19 protein-coding genes and 1 tRNA gene are annotated in these 18986 nt (G+C 62.7%); 15 read left to right on the top strand and 5 right to left on the bottom strand.

Features of this window, described 5'->3' with window-relative positions; all coding sequences use genetic code 11:
* Nucleotide 1 precedes the first annotated feature (1 nt).
* The gene (locus tag MF4836_RS28570) at nucleotides 2-1516 is read left to right on the top strand and encodes a tripartite tricarboxylate transporter permease (protein ID WP_078473175.1); all 1515 of its coding nucleotides are present in this window, start codon (nucleotides 2-4) and stop codon (nucleotides 1514-1516) included.
* A complete protein-coding gene (locus MF4836_RS28565) occupies nucleotides 1509-2546 on the top strand; it encodes an AbrB family transcriptional regulator (RefSeq protein WP_078473174.1) in 1038 nt (345 codons plus the stop codon). The genes MF4836_RS28570 and MF4836_RS28565 overlap by 8 nt, the downstream gene beginning before the upstream one ends.
* 14 nt (nucleotides 2547-2560) lie before the next feature.
* Here MF4836_RS28565 and ung read toward each other — a convergent pair whose 3' ends face one another.
* Nucleotides 2561-3253 (bottom strand): uracil-DNA glycosylase, encoded by a 693-nt coding sequence (gene ung, locus MF4836_RS28560; RefSeq protein WP_078473173.1) that lies wholly within the window; start codon nucleotides 3251-3253, stop codon nucleotides 2561-2563.
* A 133-nt stretch (nucleotides 3254-3386) separates the two neighbouring features.
* Here ung and MF4836_RS28555 point away from each other — a divergent pair, with 133 nt between their 5' ends.
* Nucleotides 3387-4499 (top strand): enoyl-CoA hydratase/isomerase family protein, encoded by a 1113-nt coding sequence (locus tag MF4836_RS28555; protein ID WP_078473172.1) that lies wholly within the window; start codon nucleotides 3387-3389, stop codon nucleotides 4497-4499.
* Between the two features lie 62 nt (nucleotides 4500-4561).
* Here MF4836_RS28555 and MF4836_RS28550 read toward each other — a convergent pair whose 3' ends face one another.
* Nucleotides 4562-4981 carry a hypothetical protein gene (locus MF4836_RS28550; RefSeq protein ID WP_078473171.1) on the bottom strand — a complete coding sequence of 140 codons (420 nt, stop codon included), beginning with the start codon at nucleotides 4979-4981 and terminating at the stop codon, nucleotides 4562-4564.
* Between the two features lie 260 nt (nucleotides 4982-5241).
* A complete protein-coding gene (locus MF4836_RS28545) occupies nucleotides 5242-5475 on the bottom strand; it encodes a hypothetical protein (protein ID WP_078473170.1) in 234 nt (77 codons plus the stop codon).
* A 236-nt stretch (nucleotides 5476-5711) separates the two neighbouring features.
* Here MF4836_RS28545 and MF4836_RS28540 point away from each other — a divergent pair, with 236 nt between their 5' ends.
* From MF4836_RS28540 to MF4836_RS28500, 9 genes are all read left to right on the top strand, one after another.
* Entirely contained in the window at nucleotides 5712-7199 is a 1488-nt protein-coding gene (locus MF4836_RS28540) for a sensor domain-containing diguanylate cyclase (protein ID WP_078473252.1), read from the top strand.
* On the top strand, nucleotides 7192-7410 hold the full coding sequence (locus tag MF4836_RS28535; RefSeq protein WP_020300453.1) for a cysteine-rich CWC family protein: 219 nt from the start codon (nucleotides 7192-7194) through the stop codon (nucleotides 7408-7410). The genes MF4836_RS28540 and MF4836_RS28535 overlap by 8 nt, the downstream gene beginning before the upstream one ends.
* Before the next feature lie 32 nt (nucleotides 7411-7442).
* On the top strand, nucleotides 7443-8135 hold the full coding sequence (locus MF4836_RS28530) for a pseudouridine synthase (RefSeq protein WP_078473169.1): 693 nt from the start codon (nucleotides 7443-7445) through the stop codon (nucleotides 8133-8135).
* Nucleotides 8136-8465: 330 nt separating this feature from the next.
* Nucleotides 8466-9350, top strand: a complete 885-nt coding sequence (locus MF4836_RS28525) for an alpha/beta fold hydrolase (protein WP_078473168.1) — start codon at nucleotides 8466-8468, stop codon at nucleotides 9348-9350.
* A gap of 165 nt (nucleotides 9351-9515) precedes the next feature.
* Nucleotides 9516-9589, top strand: a tRNA-Gly gene (locus MF4836_RS28520).
* Nucleotides 9590-10085: 496 nt separating this feature from the next.
* Nucleotides 10086-10628, top strand: a complete 543-nt coding sequence (locus MF4836_RS28515) for a hypothetical protein (RefSeq protein WP_078473167.1) — start codon at nucleotides 10086-10088, stop codon at nucleotides 10626-10628.
* 315 nt (nucleotides 10629-10943) lie between these two features.
* Nucleotides 10944-11126, top strand: coding sequence for a type II toxin-antitoxin system HicA family toxin (locus tag MF4836_RS28510; RefSeq protein ID WP_078473166.1), 183 nt, complete (start codon nucleotides 10944-10946; stop codon nucleotides 11124-11126).
* A gap of 34 nt (nucleotides 11127-11160) precedes the next feature.
* Nucleotides 11161-11568, top strand: coding sequence for a type II toxin-antitoxin system HicB family antitoxin (locus tag MF4836_RS28505; protein WP_020300448.1), 408 nt, complete (start codon nucleotides 11161-11163; stop codon nucleotides 11566-11568).
* A 148-nt stretch (nucleotides 11569-11716) separates the two neighbouring features.
* Complete coding sequence (locus tag MF4836_RS28500) at nucleotides 11717-12634, top strand: SGNH/GDSL hydrolase family protein (RefSeq protein WP_078473165.1); 918 nt, start codon at nucleotides 11717-11719, stop codon at nucleotides 12632-12634.
* Between the two features lie 18 nt (nucleotides 12635-12652).
* Here MF4836_RS28500 and MF4836_RS28495 read toward each other — a convergent pair whose 3' ends face one another.
* Complete coding sequence (locus MF4836_RS28495) at nucleotides 12653-14431, bottom strand: sensor domain-containing phosphodiesterase (protein ID WP_078473164.1); 1779 nt, start codon at nucleotides 14429-14431, stop codon at nucleotides 12653-12655.
* Nucleotides 14432-14922: 491 nt separating this feature from the next.
* On the opposite strand from MF4836_RS28495, the gene MF4836_RS28490 reads away from it, so the two are divergent.
* Nucleotides 14923-16461, top strand: a complete 1539-nt coding sequence (locus MF4836_RS28490) for a DUF1800 domain-containing protein (RefSeq protein WP_078473163.1) — start codon at nucleotides 14923-14925, stop codon at nucleotides 16459-16461.
* A gap of 33 nt (nucleotides 16462-16494) precedes the next feature.
* A complete protein-coding gene (locus tag MF4836_RS28485; RefSeq protein WP_078473162.1) occupies nucleotides 16495-17691 on the top strand; it encodes a DUF1501 domain-containing protein in 1197 nt (398 codons plus the stop codon).
* Nucleotides 17692-17769: 78 nt separating this feature from the next.
* On the opposite strand, the gene MF4836_RS28480 is transcribed toward MF4836_RS28485, so the two are convergent.
* Nucleotides 17770-18111, bottom strand: coding sequence for a YXWGXW repeat-containing protein (locus MF4836_RS28480; protein ID WP_078473161.1), 342 nt, complete (start codon nucleotides 18109-18111; stop codon nucleotides 17770-17772).
* 457 nt (nucleotides 18112-18568) lie between these two features.
* Between MF4836_RS28480 and MF4836_RS28475 the strand changes: the two genes are divergently transcribed.
* Nucleotides 18569-18949 (top strand): hypothetical protein, encoded by a 381-nt coding sequence (locus MF4836_RS28475; RefSeq protein ID WP_078473160.1) that lies wholly within the window; start codon nucleotides 18569-18571, stop codon nucleotides 18947-18949.
* Nucleotides 18950-18986: the final 37 nt, after the last annotated feature.

Genomic DNA, 18986 nt, shown 5'->3' with positions numbered 1-18986 from the left:
TATGGATACTTTCAGCTATTTGGGCCAGGGCTTCGGCGTCGCGCTGAGCCCGTACAACCTGGTGACAGCCCTGTGCGGCACCCTGATCGGCACCGTGGTCGGCCTGCTGCCGGGCCTGGGCCCGATCAACGGTGTGGCGCTGCTGATCCCGATTGCGTTCGCCCTCGGCCTGCCACCGGAGTCGGCGCTGATTCTGCTGGCAGCGGTGTACCTGGGCTGCGAGTACGGCGGCCGGATCAGCTCGATCCTGCTCAACATCCCGGGTGAAGCCTCCACCGTGATGACCACACTCGACGGCTACCCCATGGCCCGCAAGGGCCTGGCGGGCGTGGCGTTGTCACTGTCGGCCTGGAGTTCGTTCATCGGCGCCTTTATCGCCACCTGCGGCATGGTGCTGTTTGCCCCCCTGCTGGCGAAATGGGCGATCGCCTTCGGCCCGGCGGAATATTTCGTGCTGATGGTGTTCGCGATTGTCTGCCTGGGCGGCATGGCCGGTGATCGGCCGCTGAAAACCTTTATCGCCGCGCTGATCGGCCTGTTCCTGTCCAGTGTCGGCATCGATGCCAACAGCGGCGTTTACCGCTTCACCGGCGACAACATCCACCTCACCGATGGCATTCAGTTCGTGGTGCTGGTGCTGGGTCTGTTCTCCATCAGCGAGATCCTGTTGCTGCTGGAGAAAACCCACCGTGGCCAGGAAGCGGTCAAGGCCACCGGGCGCATGATGTTCAACGTCAAGGAGGCCTCTGCGGTGTTCGTGGTCAACATCCGCTGCGGCCTGCTGGGTTTCATCATGGGCGTGCTGCCGGGTGCCGGCGCGACCCTGGCCAGTGCCGTGGCCTACATGACCGAAAAACGCATCGCCGGCGCCAAAGGCACCTTCGGCCAAGGCGACATGCGCGGCCTGGCGGCGCCGGAAACCGCCATCGGCGCTTCGGCCTGCGGCGCCCTGGTGCCGATGCTGACCCTCGGCGTGCCGGGCTCGGGCACCACCGCGGTGATGATTGGCGCGCTGTCGCTGTACAACATCACCCCCGGCCCGCTGCTGTTCCAGCAACAACCGGATATCGTCTGGGGCCTGATCGCCTCGCTGTTTATCGCCAACATCATGCTGGTGATCCTCAATATCCCGATGATCCGCATCTTCACCCGCATCCTTGCCGTGCCGAACTGGGCACTGGTGCCGGTGATCGCGATCATCACCGGGATCGGCGTCTACGCGGTGCACGCCACCACCTTCGACCTGTTCCTGATGGTGGGCATCGGTATCTTCGGCTACATCCTGCGCAAGCTGGACTTCCCGCTGTCGCCGGTACTGCTGGGCTTTATCCTCGGCGGCCTGATGGAGCAGAACCTGCGCCGGGCGCTGTCGATTTCCAACGGTGCGCTGGAAATCCTCTGGTCGAGCCCGATCACCCTGGGCGTGTGGATTCTCACGGCCGTGATGCTGCTGATGCCGATCCTGCGCATCTGGCGCAAGCGTTCCGTGCAGCGCCGTGCCGTGGCCGATGTCTGAGGTCAGCTTCAAACAGTGGTGGGGAACCCCACTGGTCGGGCTGGTGGGGGGTTACCTCGCCAGCCAGATCGGCTGGCCGCTGCCGTGGATGGTCGGCTCGTTGCTGGCGATCATCCTGGTGCGCTGCCTGACGCCCTGGCAACTGGCGGAAATCCCCGGCGGCCGCAAATGCGGGCAATGGGTGGTGGGCATCGGCATCGGCCTGCACTTCACCCCGGTGGTGATGGAGCAGGTGATGAGCCACTTCGGCCTGATCTTCTTCGGCGCGCTGGTCACCAGCCTGTCGGCAGTGGTGGGTGTGTGGTTGATGCGACGTACCGGGGAAGACCGGGCCACGGCGTTCTTCTCCAGCATGCCGGGCGGCTCCGGGGAGATGGTCAACCTGGGGGCGCGCAATGGCGCGGTGCTCAGTCGCGTCGCGGCCGGGCAAAGCCTGCGGGTGCTGGCGGTGGTGCTGTGCGTGCCGGCGGCCTTCAAGTACCTGCTCGGCGAGGGTGTGCCGCAGGCGCATCCGGCGACGGTCGATTGGCCATGGCTGGCGTTACTGTTTCCGGCGGGCGCCCTGCTCGCCTGGATCTGGCAGCGCCTGCGCCAGCCCAACCCCTGGCTGTTCGGCCCGCTGCTGGTGGCGGCCACCGTGAGTATCAGCTGGAACCTGCACGTCGGTCTGCCCGACGGTGCCAGCCAGATGGGCCAATGGCTGATCGGCAGCGGCCTGGGCTGTCACTTCAATCGCCAGTTCTTTCGGCGCGCGCCCTCGTTCCTGGGCCGCACCCTGCTGGGCACGGCACTGACCATGCTCATCGCCAGCCTTGCGGCATTGGGCCTGAGCGCCCTGACCCACCTGGACCTGCGCTCACTGACGTTGGGCATGATGCCCGGTGGTATCGCGGAAATGAGCCTGACGGCCGAGACCCTGCAACTGTCGGTGCCCTTGGTGACGGCGATGCAGGTGATGCGCTTGCTGTTTGTGCTGTTTCTGGCAGAGCCTTTGTTCCGGCACTGGAACAAAGACCCGGACCTCGACTGACCGGCAACCCAGGCTTACAAGGGCGGCAGGCGCCACTCGATGGGGGTCTCGCCATTTTGCTCGAGGTATTTGTTGGTACGGCTGAAGTGCCCGCAACCGATAAACCCGCGATAGGCCGACAGCGGTGATGGGTGCACCGAGGTCAGCACCAGGTGCTTGGTGGCGTCGATCAGTTTCTGCTTGCCCTGGGCATGGGCGCCCCACAGCAGGAACACCAGGTGCGGCTGGTGTTCGCTGACCACTTCGATGATCCGATCGGTAAAGAACTGCCAGCCCTTGCCCGCATGGGCGTTGGCGTTGGCGCGCTCCACGGTCATGGTGGTGTTGAGCATCAGCACGCCCTGCTCGGCCCAGCTTTGCAGGTAGCCGTGGTTGGGAATGTCGATGTTCAGGTCGCGCTTGAGCTCTTTATAGATGTTCACCAGCGACGGTGGCGCGGGAATCCCCGGTTGCACCGAGAAGCACAGGCCGTGGGCCTGGCCCGGGCCGTGGTACGGGTCCTGGCCGAGGATCACCACCTTGACCTCGTCCAGCGGGGTGGAATTGAGCGCGTTGAAAATCATCGGGCCCGGCGGATAGATTTCCTTGCCGGCGGCGTGTTCCTGGCGCAGGAACTCGCGCAGCTGGGCCATGTACGGCTGTTCGAATTCGGCACGCAGCGCCTCCTTCCAGCTCGGTTCGAGTTTGATACGGTCGTCGGAGGTCATGGGGGTACCCGCAGAAAAACAATGGGCGCACCCTAGGAAAGCCGTCCGGGCTTGTCAATTGGTCTGACGCAGAACCAGCACTTTCTCAGGACTGGGATCATACTCAACCTTCAATTTTCTGATCGAGGTCACGATGAATCTGCACTTCGAAGAGCTGACCGGCACGGATGGCGCGCGCATTGGCATCGCCAGCCTGGATGCCGAAAAGTCCCTGAATGCCCTGTCCCTGCCGATGATCCAGGCCCTGGGCGAACGCCTCGATGCCTGGGCCAAGGACCCGCAAATCGTCTGTGTGCTGCTGCGCGGCAACGGCGCCAAGGCGTTTTGCGCCGGCGGCGAAGTGCGCAGCCTGGCCCAGGCCTGCCTGGCGCACCCGGGCGAAGTCCCAGCCCTGGCCGGGCAGTTTTTTGCCGAGGAATACCGCCTCGACTACCGCCTGCACACCTACCCCAAGCCGCTGATCTGCTGGGGCCATGGTTATGTGCTGGGCGGCGGCATGGGCCTGTTGCAGGGCGCAAGCATCCGCATTGTCACCCCGAGCAGCCGCCTGGCCATGCCGGAAATCAGCATCGGCCTGTACCCGGACGTGGGCGCCAGCTGGTTCCTCTCGCGACTGCCAGGCAAGCTCGGCCTGTTTCTGGGTCTGACGGGTGCCCATATGAACGCCCGGGATGCCCTCGATCTTGACCTCGCCGACCGCTTCCTGCTGGACGAACAGCAAGAAGAACTGGTCGAAGGCCTGCTGCAATTGAACTGGCAGGAGCAGACGCCCATGCAGCTCAACAGCCTGCTCAAGGCCCTGCAACAGGAGGCCGTGGCCCAGTTGCCCGAGGCCCAGTGGCTGCCGCGCCGGCCGCAGATCGACCAATGGCTGGATGTCAGCGATGTACGCTGCGCCTGGCGCGCCATCAGCCAACCGCGCGAGCACAGTGACAGCCTGTTCAGCCGCGCGGCCAAGACCCTGAGCGAGGGCTGCCCGCTGACTGCGCACCTGGTCTGGGAACAGATTCGGCGGGCGCGCCATCTGTCCCTGGCCCAGGTGTTTCAGATGGAGTACACCCTGAGCCTGAACTGCTGCCGGCACCCGGAGTTCAGCGAAGGGGTAAGAGCACGGTTGATCGACAAGGACCAGAAGCCGCATTGGCATTGGCCGGACATCAATACGGTGCCCGATGCCGTGGTCGAGGCGCATTTTCACAAGGCCTGGGAGGGCCGGCACCCGCTGGCGGACCTGTCGGACTACTAACCCCGGCACGACCGGCAGGCAAAAAAAAGCGGCGCTCAATGCGCCGCTTTTTCATTGTCGGTTCAGCGGTTGTGGCCGCCTCGGCCGTCGTCGCCGCGATCATGGTTTCCACGGTCATGATCACCACGCCCACCGCGGTTATCGCGCCCGCCATGGCCGCCGTCGCCCCAGTTCTGACGGTTATGGCCGTCCCAGCCACCGTTCGGATAAGGCCGGTACGCTGCTCGTGGCGGGGCCTGGTAATAGCGTGGGGCCGGCTGGTAATAGCGCGGCGACGCCTGGTAGTACCTGGGCGCAGGTTGGTAGTAACGCGGCGCGGAATAGCTGCGGCCCGACGAGTAGTAGCCACCACCGGAGTAGTAGGCCGGCGCCGGCGTGCTGTAGACCTCGGAACTGTAGTAGCTGGAACCTCCGTCGTAATAGGGAACGCACGCAGAAAGAGTCAAACCCAGGAACGCAGTGAGTAGAAGTCGACGATACATGGCGGCCTCCTGGACCGCGAAAGAGCCATGCCAGCGACGCTGGCCGGCGGCAGTCAAATAATGTTCTGACTGACGAAGCATCTGACCGCGAAAACAGAATCTGGTGCGACACATGCAATACATTGATACAAGTCACCCAGGCGTTTCAGCGGACCATAAAAAAAGCGGCGCCTGATAGCACAACGCCGCTACTTTCAAGGAGCAGTCTGATCGCGACCGGCGTCCATTCAGGCCATGACCGCACTGACGATTCTTGTGACCTAATGGTGCCCGCGGCGGTATCCGCCGTAATAGTGCGGGCCGTATCCCCCGTAGTACGGGTGGTAATAACGTGGGCCGTAATAGCCGCCATAGTCATACGGGGAGTAACCGTAGTAATAAGGCGCCGGCACCCTGTACACGTCCGTGCGGTAATAGCCCGGCCCGGCGTAGTACGGCACGCACGCAGACAGGCTCGATCCGAGCACAATGGCAAACAGCATTCGACGCAACATGGCGGCCTCCTGGACCGCGGGAAGCCACACCAGCGACGCTGGGCGGCGTCAGTCGAAACAGCCGGGCTGACACTGTTTAAGACCGTAAAAATTCGACCCGGTGCCCAGTGGCCCCAGGTCTCCGACAAGTGGATTTGCGCTGCGCAAAAGGGCCTGGGCCCCGCCAATAAATGACGCAGTTATTTCCGGGCAGTGCCACTAGAATGCGTGCACCGGTCATCGCCAACGGAATCGTCATGCCGCTCCGCTCGCCGCTGTATTCACAACGCTCGTTGATCATCACGCTGATTGTCTTGCTCGGGTGCGGTTTCCTCGCCACATCCTTCTTGAGCTATTACGCCTCGCGCACCTCGATCCGCGACAACATCGTCAATACCGAGCTGCCGCTGACATCCGACACCGTGTACTCGGAGATTCAGAAAGACCTGGTACGGCCAATCCTGATTTCCTCGATGATGGCCCGCGACACCTTCATGCGGGACTGGGTGGTGGCCGGCGAACATGACCCGGGGCAGATGACCCGCTACCTCAACGAGGTCATGACCCACTACGGCGCCTACACCGCGTTCTTCGTGTCCAACAGCACCCTGACCTATTACCAGGCCAAGGGCGTGCTGAAGAAGATCAAGACCGACGAACCCCGCGACGCCTGGTACTTTCGCGTGCGTGATATGACGACCCCGTACGAGATCAACGTCGACCCGGACCTGGCCAACCAGGACAGCCTGACCTTCTTCATCAATTACAAGGTCCACGACTACCAGGACAACTTCATCGGCGCGGCCGGCGTCGGCCTGACCGTCGACGCGGTGATCAAGCTCATCGACAAGTACCAGCAGCGCTATCAGCGCAGTGTGTATTTCGTCGACACCTTTGGCCGCATCGTCCTGACCGGGGCTGACGGCGGCCCTCAAGGGGCCCGGGCCGGGCAGTCGCTGCACGACCTGGAAAGCATGAAAGAACTGCAGGCCAAGCTGCCCAAACCCCACAGTGGCAGCTACGAATACCTGGCCCAGGGCCAGGGGCACTTTCTCAATGTGCGGTTTATTCCCGAGCTGAACTGGTACTTGTTCGTCGACAAGCGCGAGGACGGCGCCCTCAGCGAAATCCGCCAGTCGCTGTACCTCAACCTGCTGATCTGCCTGCTGGTGACCCTGGTGGTGGCAGCCCTGCTGAGCCGGGTCGTCGGTCGCTACCAGCGGCGGATCGAAACCCAGGCCACCCTCGACAGCCTGACCGGCCTGCCGAACCGGCGCGGCTTCGACCTGCTGGCGGCCCAGGCCATCCAGGAAGCCCAGCGCGAGCCCAAGCCGCTGAGCGCGCTGCTGCTGGACCTGGACCGCTTCAAGCACCTCAACGACAACTACGGGCACATGGCCGGCGATCAGGTCCTGCGCGGTTTCGCCCGGGATCTGGAGAGCTGCCTGCGTCAATCCGATATCATCTGCCGCTGGGGCGGTGAAGAGTTCATCGTGTTGCTCAAGGACACCGACAGCGAGACCGCCCTGAAAATCGCCGAGAAGATCCGCCTGCTGATCGAACAGCGGCGCTACACCTATGAACACCATGAGTTGCAGCTGACGGTCAGCATCGGCCTGACCACCCTGCACACCGACGACACACTGCATGGCCTGCTGTCGCGCGCCGACCAGGCGATGTACCGGGCCAAACACACTGGCCGCAACCGAACCTGCGTGGAAATGCCTGACCCCAACCATGAATAAACCAGAACTCTGCCCGGCCTGCGGCGCCCGCAACGACTGCAGCCTGGCCGACCCACGCAGCGCGACCAAGGCCTGCTGGTGCTACGGCGTCAGCATCGACCCGGCGGTGCTCCAGGCCCTGCCGCCGGAGCTGCGCAATCTGTCCTGCCTGTGCCCGCGCTGTGCCCAGGTCGAAGCCCAGTTGCAAGCAGCCGCCCGGCCTATCGAGTAAAATGCCCGCCCCTTGCCGACCTGCACCTGTCCATGCGCCTTGATCGATTCCTCAGTAACCTGCCGCGCTTCAACCGCCAACAGGTACGCCTGCTGCTGGTGCAAAAACGCATCAGGATCGACGGGCTGACGATCAGCGATCCCCATGCACAGGTGCGAGAGTTCAGCCGCGTGGAACTGGATGACGAGTTGCTCCAGGCCGGGACCCCACCGCGCTATTTCATGCTGCACAAACCTGCGGGCTGCGTCAGTGCCACCCGCGATCCGGAGCACCGTACCGTGCTCGATCTGCTGGATGAACCGGACAAGGAACACCTGCACATCGCCGGGCGCCTGGACTACAACACCACGGGGTTGTTGCTGATCACCAACGACGGCAGCTGGTCCCGCCGCCTGACCCAGCCGCAGACCAAACTGCCAAAGGTCTATTACGTCGAGACCGAACAGGAACTCGGCCCCGAGTACATCAGCACCTTTGCCCAGGGCCTGTATTTCGCCTTCGAAGACCTCACCACCCAGCCCGCCGAATTGCTGATCCTCGGCCCGCGCCGTGCACGCCTGGCGATCGTCGAAGGGCGCTATCACCAGGTCAAGCGCATGTTCGGCCACTTCAACAACAAAGTCCTGCGCCTGCACCGCGAACGCATGGGGCCGCTGGTTCTGGACGACGCGCTTGCCCCCGGCCAGTACCGGGCGCTGACCGAGGCCGAAATCAACCAGGTCTGAGCACTGCTCCCGGGCCTGAATGACCATTGGGCAGAACGTGTCGAACAATTTACCGGCGGCACTTGCGGGTTCGTCCTCGGCCTGCTTGAATCAGACCGTCGGCCAAAATGTGACCGATGAGTCACCACCATACTTCTAAGAAACCTTTTGCCGGCAGTGAGCCCTCAGGCTCCGCCTTCCCACCGGCAGATGCCCGCCTATAACAACACCCGTCGACCTGCCTTACCGGATCGACATGGGCCCCCTAAGATTCCCAGGCGTATGCCTACCTGTCACAAATCACGTGCAAGCTCTATTGCGCGCATACCCGCTTGCCAGGAGTCTTATGACATGAGGCCAGAAATCGCTGTGCTGGATATACAGGGTCAGTATCGGGTTTACACGGAGTTCTATCGCGCAGACGCCGCAGAAAAGACCATCATTTTGGTCAACGGCTCGATGGCCACTACTGCGTCGTTTGCCCAAACGGTGAAAAACCTGCACCCGCAATTCAATGTGGTGCTCTACGACCAGCCCTATGCCGGTCGCTCCAAGGCCCACAACCGCCATGAAAAAATGCTCACCAAGGAAGCCGAAGGGCAGATCCTGCTGGAGCTGATCGACCACTTTGCCGCCGAGCACGTGATGTCCTTTTCCTGGGGTGGAGCCGCCACCCTGGTGGCCCTGGCGCACCGCCCACGGCGCATCGAAAAGGCCGTGATCAGTTCGTTCTCGCCGGTGATCAACGAACCGATGCGCGACTACCTCGAACGCGGTGTCGATTACCTCGGCAGCCGCGACGGTCATCGGGTCGGGCACCTGGTCAACGACACCATCGGCAAGCACCTGCCATCACTGTTCAAGCGCTTCAACTACCGGCACGTCAGCACCCTGGCCGAACACGAATACGGGCAGATGCATTTTCATATCAGCCACGTGCTCAACAGCGATCGCCTGTGCTACCTCAAGGCGGCAAAAGCCATCGACGTGCCGGTGCTGTTCATGAACGGCGAGTGGGACGAGTACACCGCGGCCAGTGATGCCAAGCTCTTCGCCAACCACGTGCAGCACTCAAGCTTCAGCACCATCCAGGCCACCGGGCACTTCCTCGACATGGAGCATAAAGCTGCCTGCCGAGACAGCCGCCAGGCACTCATGGGCTTCCTCAAGCCTTCTCAGCACGAAAGCCGTGCGCGCTATCACTACGTACAGGACCACCATGCACTGGCGATCTGAAACAGCGTCATCGCAGGCAAGCCCCCACTCCTGAGCCGCTCACCGCCGCCCCAGGAGCCGGCTTGCCCGCGATAGACTGCTCGCTGGCATTTCACGCAAATGCAGGTTCTGCAAAGAAAAACTTCAAATCCGTTGCCACATCTGGTACAAAGTCAGCCGTTCCGAGCGGGTGTCGTATAATGGCATTACTCCAGCTTCCCAAGCTGATAACGAGGGTTCGATTCCCTTCACCCGCTCCACTTCTCTTCTAACTCGCTGCTCCCCTGAAATCTGCCGGGTACAGAGCGAGACCGTCACGCAGCCCTGCTCAGGGTTCATCCACGTGACGCAACATAACCACCACTGCTGTTCGAACGCGGCCTGAGTCTTTCGCCTCTCAGTCGCAAGCCATGCACTGCGCGCCTAAAACGGCTCGGGGCATTTGAATTGCAACCCATGAATGTTCATATCCGTGATTGCTTCACCGATGGCGGCAACGCTCGGGCTAGGGCGTGGGCGCGCCGTTTACTGGCGACGCATAGCAGCAACCCCAAGGCCTGAACCCATCGCTTCAAGAAAACTGATTGCACGTGGAGGGCTGATGAACTGGGAGGTCTGGATCGACCCGCCGGATTTCGACCATTTTGTGCGCCTGGATCGATTGCTGTCCTGCCATCCACGCGTTGTAATAGCGCTCGCCAAAACGGCCGAGCGACCACGCTAGCCGTCTGATTTCCCCCCACCTCAGGACACGCAATGAACACAGCTCGTCTTTCCATTCAAAACTACGTGCTGGCAAAGGATGGCAATCGTCCGTACCTGCTCAACTCGGCCTTTATGCCCCAGGCCGTACTGGACATGGTGGTGAAAACAGGTTCGATTTCATTCCCGCCCCATGTCGAAGGCCTGGAGGGCATTGCCGAGGTGCTGGTCAGCCGCTTCGGCCAGACGTTCGAGAACGTCTACACCTTCTGCCTGGGCCGCCCGCCCCAGGCCGATGCCGAGACCTTCGACTGCACCTGGCTGGTGGGCATGTCCGACAAGAGCACCGGGCAGGTGCGGGTTGGCTGCGGCCTGTATCAGTGGCGCTTCCACGGGCAATCGAAACGCGTCGAGCACCTGACCATCACCATCGAACACATGGAAACCCTGCCCGCTAGCGACCTGCCGGCCGTGATGGATTGGTTGTCGGACCTCAACTACCCCTGGAGCAACCCGGAAGAACTGGCGCGCTCCGCCCCCAGCCTCGATGCGCTGAAGCCGGTGCTCCGGTACGTACTGGATGGCGAGGCCAGCTGATAACAGCGCCCGCCATCGGTCATGAGTCAGCCAGCACCGCGCAGTGAAAAACGCGGCCCTGGCTGATCTGTCCCAACTCCCCGCCTCCTCCAGCGGCTGCACCTGAACCGGTCGGCCGCTTCGCGCCTTGAGCCGCCGTGACCCACGCCCCTGTCCATGGCGCCCGCCATGAAGGATTCGGCAATACAGCCAGCAGCCGTCCCCGCCGGGAGTTGCCTACCCTTGAACTGCCCGCTGCAAGGCGCAGTGGTTATGGTGTTGATCATTAATATTTTGTGGGTACAGTAACCACCACTCACACCACAAGGAGGTGCTGTGAACAGTCGGTATCTGATCGGTCAGATCGTTGCGGATGGCGGGTACCTGGTGCGTATTCGAGGCAGCCACCATCACTTCAGGCACCCGAGCAAACCCGGGGTGGTGACGATCCCTCATCCGAAAAAGGACCTGCTGAAAAAGACCGCCATCAGTATTTTGAAACAGGCGCTGCTGATGTGATTCCAGCCAGCAGCGCCTAGGGAGGACCTGACTCATGCTGTACCCGATTGCGATCTCCAGCGGTGATGAGCAACACGCCTGGGGCGTGGAAGTACCGGATATTCCCGGCTGTTTTTCGGCCGGCGATGACCTGGACGATGCCATGGCCATGGCCCGCGAAGCCATCGAAGGCCACTTCGAGATCCTCGCCGAAACCGGCGCCGCCATACCGGTGGCGAACAAGGTCACCCTGCATGCCAGCAACCCGCAGTACGCCGGTTGTACCTGGGCGCTGATCGATATCGATGTACACAAATACCTGGGCAAGGCCCAGAAGCTCAACATCACCCTGCCCGGCTACCTGCTGAACCGCATCGACGACTATGTATTGCATCACCCCGAGGAAAAAAGCCGCTCGGGGTTCCTGGCTTCTGCCGCGCTCAAGGTGTTGCAGCAGGCTTGAGCACTCGGCACGCCGGCGGACCGCCACCGGACCGTGTCGCCGCCGGATACTTCCCGGCGAGCACAACTACGCCCAGGTCGTAACCAGCGCAGGGGCGGGGGCAGAACCTTCTACGATAAAACCTCGCCTCCTACCGTAGACCTCGCCCATGCGCCCTTCCCTGCTCGCCCCCTTGCTTGTCCTCTCGCTGGCCGCCGGCAGTTGCCTGGCCAGCCCCCGGTTCGATCACCTCTACGCCTTCGGTGACAGCTATTCCGATAACGGTGCCAGCGACCAACTGACCCGGGAGATGCTGGCGCAGCAGGTCAAGGACGCCCAGCGCCTGCCCGGTGATCTGTACTGGAAGGGGCGCTGGAGCAATGGCCCGACCGCTGTGGAAGTGCTGGCCCAGGAGCTTGATCTGGCCCTGAGTGACTTCGCCGTCGGCGGCGCAAAAAGTGGCCACAACAACTACTACGCCTGGATGACGCCCTACCGCGACACCGGTGTTTCCGGGCAGATCGATGCCTACCTGACCAGCGCCAAGGGCGGCAAGGCTGATCCCCAGGCGCTGTACTTCATCTTTATTTCCGCCAACGACTTCTTCGAATACGCCGACTTCGCCCACAAGGAACCTGTCGCCGATCTGGCCGCCAGCAGCATCGACAATATCCGCAGTGCCGTCGGCCGCTTGGCCAAGGCCGGGGCCAGGCATTTTATGGTGGTGGGCAGCACCGACCTGAGCCATGGCCCGGCGGTGGTCGCTGGCGGCCAGGCCGAGCAGGCCCGAACCTATCAGCAGCTGTTGCAACAACAATTGCCCGGCCGGCTGGTTGCCGATGGCAAGCAATGGGGAGTCGATATCACCTACTTCGACCACATCGCCTTCAGCGACCGGTTACGCCGCAATGCGGCGGCAGAAGGCCTGAGCCAGCTCGATCAACCGTGCCAGCCGACCTACCCGCAAGTGCAAACCGCATGCAGCCGGCCAGATGCCTATTTCTATTGGGATGAATGGCACCCGACCCGCAAGGTCCATGCCCTGGCCGGTAAGGCCATGGCCAAGGCGCTGGGCCAGGCCCAATAAGCGCCCCGGCAGCAGCCCTTAAAAGCCCCGGCCCAGGGGGAAACGATCAGCCCCGCTCCAGGCCAGGAACCGCTCCTGTTGCATCGGCCGGGCGAGAAAATAGCCCTGGGCCTCGTCGCAGCCAAATGAACGCAACATCTGCAGGCATTTGAAGCTTTCGATGCCTTCGGCCACGGTGCGGTAACCCAGTTCGCGGGCCAGGCTGATCACCGAACGGGTGATTTTCTGGTGCTGCACGTTGCTTTCGATGTCGGTGACCATGGACTTATCGAGCTTCACCACATTGGCCGGGATCTGATGCAAATAGGCGAAGTTGCTGTAACCGGAGCCGAAGTCATCGATGGCCACGTCCATGCCCAACTCACGAATCTTGGTCAGTTGCGCCAGCACCCGCGGGTTGGAGCGCAGCCAGGCGCCTTCGGTAATTTCCACCTCAAGCCGCTGCGGGTCGATGCCGTGGCGTTCACAGGCATGCCTGAGGACTTCGGCGATGTCCTGGTCTTCAAAGTCCTTGGGCGACAGGTTGATCGACAGCTTGCTGACCTGGGTCAGGCTCCAGCACTGCAACTTGCTCAACACCGCATCGATCACCCAATGGGTGACGCGGTGGATCAGCGCGTTGCGCTCCATCACCGGAATGAACTCGGCCGGCGAGATCAGGCCGAGGCGCGGATGCTCCCAGCGGATCAGCGCCTCGGCACTGACCTGCGCCCCATCAGGCAGGGCAAAGCGCGGCTGGAACATCAGGTAGATCTGGCCCGTCTCCAGGGCTTCGTTGATGTCCGACGCCAGGTTGAATGCCCGGCGATACGCCTGGTCGCGCACCACATCGTAGTGGGCCCAGCACGTACGGCGCATGTTCGCCAGTTCCAGGGCGAACATGGCCTTGCGCAACGCATCCTGGACCGATGGCGAGTCGATACCGAATTCCACCGTGCCGGCACAGACGCCTGGCACGATCGGCAGATCCAGCTTCGGCGGCCGTCGCCGCAAGCGGCTGACCAGGGCATCGAGAAACTGATCGAGGCTCGCTGTACCCGCCGGCAGCAGGAAACCGAAGCGCTTGACCGACACGTGATAAATCCGCACGTGACGCCCCAGGTAGTTCTGCAACTGCTGCGCCACGAAACGAACGATGGTCTCGAACGGCGACATGCCCATCGCCAGGGTCAACTCGTGGGCCAGGGCCATGTCCACCGCATCGATCAGCACCAGCACGCGTTTTTCGCCGGGATGCTGCTCGACCAGGTCCAGCAGGTCACTATGGAACTGCTCGCGATTGGGCAGGCCGGTCACCGGGTCAAGGCGGCGCAGGCGCTGGCGCAGCTCGATCTGCTCCATCACCATCGAGGCCAGGTCACGCAGTTGCTGACGCTCGGCAGCGTTGAGCTGCTGTGGCGACTTGTCGATTACGCATAAACTGCCAATCGCATGCCCCGAGGACGTCAGCAACGGCGCGCCGGCATAGAAGCGAATGCCCGGCTCCTCGGTGACCAGCGGGTTATTGAAAAAACGCACATCGCGGTAGGCGTTCTCCACCTCGAACACCTCCCGCGCATTCACCGTGTAAGCGCAGAACGACTGTTCGATCGGGGTCTCATCGACCGTGAACCCCACCCGTGACTTGAACCACTGCCGGTCACGGTCCACCAGGGTAATCAGGGCCATGGGCACCTTGAAATACTCGGCGGCCATACGGCAGATCCGATCAAAATTCTCGCAACGGGCAGTGTCCAGCAATTCCAGAGCATAGAGAGCAGCCAGCCGCTGCTCCTCGGCCAGAGCCTTATCGGGCATACAAGCGCTTGGACAGGGATAAGCGGATTTTCACGACAAAAACCTATCTCGCAGGGGTGCCAGGTTGGCACTGGGAAAGGGGAGCAATAGTGTTGCGGTAATGGCATTGCGATACTAGCCGACAGGATGCCGCAGTCACCTAAGCTTGCCAATTCCGTCCGTCGGACCGACGGTCTTTTTCCGCCCCTGGGGCACAGGCCTGAAACACAGGTTCCAGACCCTTCGCCAGAGCCCGGGCCGGCTGAAAAGTCCTTGGCGCAACACCGTCAAAACCGGCAACGCCTTGAAAACCGTGCCCTGCATCAAACAAGCCGTATTTCAATCTGGCGCCTGACGCTTATGGAGCAACCAATCACCCGCCTTGCCGAGGCGTTACTCAAGCCCCGGTACGCACGTAAATAAATAGTCGATCTTCAGCAACGCGTCAGCCCGGGAGGTAGACACTGAACGGGCGGGTGTCGATGTCTTCTCCAGCCTGGGAACGGCCTACTATGCATGTGCCATTACTGATCAAGCAGGCCCTGAGCCGGACGGCCTGCCTGCTGCTGATACTCCCCACCCTGGCCCTGGCCAGCCAGCCTGCGGCCCTGAGCGCGGACGATATTGCCTGGCTGCGGCGCGACGGTTTCGACCTCGACGCCGCCAACCTCAAACGCTTGCACAGCCTCGGGCGCCAGGGCCTGCTGGAGGCCCAGTTGGCCGACCGGATCAACGACCCGCTGCCGGCCCCGATCAATGATCTGCTGCGCAGCTACCCGGCGTTGACCACCCCGGCGGCGGAGCTGTTGCAAAACTACAAGGAGCGTCAGGAGCAGCTCAAGGCCCTGCCCGATGGCGACGCCAAAATCGCAGCCCGGAAGGCCGACCAGCAGCAGGCCAATGCCCTGGCCGAGCAGGCGCGCGCTGGCGTGCTGCTGCACGCGATCTATGGCCCCAACCAGCTCAAGGAGCAGTTGGTGGTGTTCTGGCTCAACCACTTCAGCGTCTTCCAGGGCAAGGGCCAGGTGCGGATCCTCAGTGCCGATTACGTCGAAAACGCCATTCGCCCCCACGCCCTGGGGCGCTTCCAGGACCTGCTGCTGGCCACCCTGAAAAGCCCGGCCATGCTGCAATACCTCGACAACGCACAAAACGCCAAGGGCAAGGTCAATGAAAACTACGCCCGCGAACTGATGGAGCTGCACACCCTGGGCGTCGGCGCCGGCTACAGCCAGCAGGACGTCCAGCAACTGGCGCTGATTCTTACCGGTGCCGGCCTGACTCCGCTGGACGGTCGGCCGCAAAATTTTCCGCCACGGCTGCAAGCGCTGCGGGTGCAACAAGGCCTGTTTCAATTCAACCCGCGACGCCATGACTTCAGCGACAAGCTGCTGCTGGGACAACCGGTCAAGGGCCGCGGTTTCGACGAGATCACCCAGGCCGTGGAACTGATCACACGCCAGCCTGCCTGCGCGCGTTTTATCTCCCAGCGCCTGGCCGAATACTTCGTCGCCGACAGCCCACCGCCCGCGTTGGTGGCACGCATGGCCAAGACCTTTGAAGACAGCGACGGCGATATCGCCCAGGTAATGCGCACCCTGTTTCAGGCCCCCGAACTGCTGCACAGCGCCGGTGGCAAGTTCAAGGATCCGCAGCAATTCGTGATCTCCGCCGTACGTCTGGCCTACGACGGCAAACCTCTGGCCAATGCCCGGCCTTTGATCAACTGGCTCAACCAGTTGGGCCAACCGCTGTTCGGTCGGGTCACGCCCGATGGCTGGCCCCTGGTTGCCAGCGCCTGGTCGAGTTCCGGGCAGATGTCCAAGCGCTTCGAGATCGCCCGCGCCATCGGCCGAGGCGACAACAAGTTGTTCACCGCCGAAGGCAGCACAGTCGCCGGGCCCGGTTTCCCGCTGATCACCACCCCGTTGTTCTACGAGGCGATGGCGCCGCGCCTTTCCCGGGCAACCCGCGATGCCCTGGACAAGGCCGTCTCGCCGCAGGAATGGAACACCTTCCTGCTGTCCTCGCCCGACTTCAACAATCGTTGACTGCCAGCCGATCAGACCTGATCAGGAGCCGCCATGAACCGTCGAGAATTGCTGCTGGCCGCTATCGCCAGCGCCACCCTGCCAAGCCTGTCGTTTTCCGCCCGATTATTTGCCGCTCCCGCCAGCACGCCGCGCCTGCTGGTGGTGTTTCTCCGGGGCGGCTACGACTGCAACAACCTGCTGGTGCCTTACGCCAGCGACTTTTATTACGAGTCTCGGCCCAGCCTGGCGATTGCCCGCCCGGACCCCGCCAACCCCGACAGCGCCATTGCCCTGGACGGCCACTGGGGCCTGAACCCGGTGCTGCGCGACTCGCTCTACCCACTGTGGCAACGCAAGCAATTGGCCTTCGTGCCCTTTGCCGGCACCGACGATCTGTCCCGCAGCCATTTCGAAACCCAGGACAACATCGAATCCGGCGAACCGACCCGGCAACGCGGTGGCTACGACTCGGGTTTTCTCGGCCGCCTGGCACGACTGATGCCGGACAGCGCGCCCATCGCCTTCACCGATGCAATGCCCCTGAGTTTCCAGGGCGCCAGGGACACTCCCAACCTGTCACTGCGCGGCGTGTCGAAGCCGGCCTTTGACGATCGCCAGGCGGCGATTCTTTCGGCCATGTACAAAGACACGCCTTATGCCGCTTCGGCCGCCGATGGCCTGGAACTGAGGCAGAAAGTCTCTCGGGAGTTGCAGGCCGAGATGCTCGCGGCCAATCGCGGCGCGGCCAATGCCCAGGACTTCGCCACCCAGACCCGTCGTATGGCCAGCCTGATGCGCGATCAATACCGATTGGGTTTCGTCGATGTCGGCGGCTGGGACACCCACGTCAACCAGGGCAGTACCCGGGGCCCGCTGGCCAGCAACCTGGCCAACCTCGGCCAGGGCCTGGCAGCTTTTGCCGACGCCCTCGGGCCGCACTGGCAGCAGACCACGGTGGTGGTGGTTTCCGAGTTTGGGCGGACCTTCCGCGAAAACGGCGCCAAGGGCACTGATCACGGGCACGGCACGGTGTACTGGGTGCTCGGCGGGCATGTGCGTGGTGGGCGGATCGCCGGTGAGCAAGTCGCGGTCAACCCGCAAAGCCTCCTGCAAAACCGCGATTACCCAGTGCTCAACAACTACCGCGACCTGCTCGGCGGCGTGCTGGCGGGGACCTGGGGGCTGTCTGCGGCCCAGGTGCAAACGGTATTCCCGGGAGCCCGGCCCAACGCCCTGCAACTGGTCTGAGGCGAGCCTGTCGCCCGGTGCGCAGGCACAAAAAAAGCGATCCCGGGATCGCCTTTTTTGCTCACGCCCAACCTGGGCTCAGTTGACCCAGGCCCCGACCCGCAGATGCCAGCCATCGTTGCGCTGTTCCCAATGCGGGTGCACATAGCGATAGCCGGCGCGTACCGGTTCCCAGTGACCATGCACGGCGACGTAGCGCCGACCGTCCCAATGCCAGTAGCCGCGCGACCAGACGTAACCCGGGCGGCCCATGGGTTCGACCTCGACGATGCGCTCCGGCGGCGGCTGTGGCGCCACCACTTCGACGTACTGGGTCGGCGGCGGACGCTCGACCACCCGCCGCTCATGCACCACCCGCTCCTGGACACACCCGGAGGCCATCACGACCACCGCCAGCAAAGCTGCGTAACGTAACACCATGCTGCCTCCTCGGCGCCAATGGCCAAGACTTCTGTGTAACAACGCCCCCTTGTTTCCACCCTGCTCCTGCCGGGTATAAATCTTGTAACAGCTGCGAACTGTCTGATTGCTGAACCTGATGCCGACAGACACCCCGGCCGCTGAAAGTGAGGCGCACGGGCAGGTGCATCCGATTAGCGGCCAAACAACCCCGCGCAGACACTTGGTAACGAACTCGCCGCTTCCAGCCATTTAAAATTGGCATAATTTTTGCTATGGTCCGCCATCGCAATTCAGCCACGGCGCGCTCGCCCGAGAGAACGCCCTTCCAGGTGTGGCCAGCTTGATGCCGCACCTGATACCGCTGCCTGATTGAGTGCCTCTCCCTGCCAACCGCTCGACCCAACATCGACGAGGCAGGGGTACAAACCGGGTGGGCCCTCCCAGGCAGGAGCACTGATGAGGTGATCCGATCAATATGAGCAGTACCGCACACATCTATAGCGCTGGATGGATCCTGGTGTTTCTGGCGGGGTTCCTGTCCCTGGCCATTCAGGTTTACCTGGCCTGCTTCAAGCTCGACGAAATGCTCGCCCACCTCAGCCGCTGCCGCGCGGTACTGGTGCGCAAACCACTTCTGGGCAACGACCCCCTCAGCCGTTATTTCATGCTGACCTGCATTGGCAGCCTGTTCGCCCTGCCCCACACCTTCCTGCGCAATGGCGGCCTCAACGTCAAGGACTACAAGCGCTTCCCCCTGGGGCTCAAGTACCTGATCACCAGCTTTCAACTGCTGGCCGTGATCGCCGGCCTGACCTGGCTGGCCCTGTGGCGCATGGGCCATTACCTGGTGCCCTGATCCCCCACCAAAGGCACGTTGATGGACCTGGATCGAG

Origin of the sequence: Pseudomonas sp. MF4836 (assembly GCF_002018875.1) — a bacterium.
Taxonomy (GTDB): domain Bacteria; phylum Pseudomonadota; class Gammaproteobacteria; order Pseudomonadales; family Pseudomonadaceae; genus Aquipseudomonas.
This window is presented reverse-complemented; position numbering and strand designations above follow the sequence as displayed.

Excerpts from the sequence above, each read along its gene's own strand:
- MF4836_RS28530 (WP_078473169.1), top strand. The coding sequence starts at position 7,443 with ATGCGCCTTGATCGATTCCTCAGTAACCTGCCGCGCTTCAACCGCCAA.
- MF4836_RS28555 (WP_078473172.1), top strand. The coding sequence starts at position 3,387 with ATGAATCTGCACTTCGAAGAGCTGACCGGCACGGATGGCGCGCGCATT.
- MF4836_RS28480 (WP_078473161.1), bottom strand. The coding sequence starts at position 18,111 with ATGGTGTTACGTTACGCAGCTTTGCTGGCGGTGGTCGTGATGGCCTCC.
- ung (WP_078473173.1), bottom strand. The coding sequence starts at position 3,253 with ATGACCTCCGACGACCGTATCAAACTCGAACCGAGCTGGAAGGAGGCG.
- MF4836_RS28550 (WP_078473171.1), bottom strand. The coding sequence starts at position 4,981 with ATGTATCGTCGACTTCTACTCACTGCGTTCCTGGGTTTGACTCTTTCT.
- MF4836_RS28500 (WP_078473165.1), top strand. The coding sequence starts at position 11,717 with ATGCGCCCTTCCCTGCTCGCCCCCTTGCTTGTCCTCTCGCTGGCCGCC.
- MF4836_RS28490 (WP_078473163.1), top strand. The coding sequence starts at position 14,923 with ATGCATGTGCCATTACTGATCAAGCAGGCCCTGAGCCGGACGGCCTGC.
- MF4836_RS28540 (WP_078473252.1), top strand. The coding sequence starts at position 5,712 with ATGCCGCTCCGCTCGCCGCTGTATTCACAACGCTCGTTGATCATCACG.
- MF4836_RS28505 (WP_020300448.1), top strand. The coding sequence starts at position 11,161 with ATGCTGTACCCGATTGCGATCTCCAGCGGTGATGAGCAACACGCCTGG.
- MF4836_RS28545 (WP_078473170.1), bottom strand. The coding sequence starts at position 5,475 with ATGTTGCGTCGAATGCTGTTTGCCATTGTGCTCGGATCGAGCCTGTCT.
- MF4836_RS28525 (WP_078473168.1), top strand. The coding sequence starts at position 8,466 with ATGAGGCCAGAAATCGCTGTGCTGGATATACAGGGTCAGTATCGGGTT.
- MF4836_RS28515 (WP_078473167.1), top strand. The coding sequence starts at position 10,086 with ATGAACACAGCTCGTCTTTCCATTCAAAACTACGTGCTGGCAAAGGAT.
- MF4836_RS28570 (WP_078473175.1), top strand. The coding sequence starts at position 2 with ATGGATACTTTCAGCTATTTGGGCCAGGGCTTCGGCGTCGCGCTGAGC.
- MF4836_RS28475 (WP_078473160.1), top strand. The coding sequence starts at position 18,569 with ATGAGCAGTACCGCACACATCTATAGCGCTGGATGGATCCTGGTGTTT.
- MF4836_RS28495 (WP_078473164.1), bottom strand. The coding sequence starts at position 14,431 with ATGCCCGATAAGGCTCTGGCCGAGGAGCAGCGGCTGGCTGCTCTCTAT.
- MF4836_RS28485 (WP_078473162.1), top strand. The coding sequence starts at position 16,495 with ATGAACCGTCGAGAATTGCTGCTGGCCGCTATCGCCAGCGCCACCCTG.
- MF4836_RS28565 (WP_078473174.1), top strand. The coding sequence starts at position 1,509 with ATGTCTGAGGTCAGCTTCAAACAGTGGTGGGGAACCCCACTGGTCGGG.
- MF4836_RS28535 (WP_020300453.1), top strand. The coding sequence starts at position 7,192 with ATGAATAAACCAGAACTCTGCCCGGCCTGCGGCGCCCGCAACGACTGC.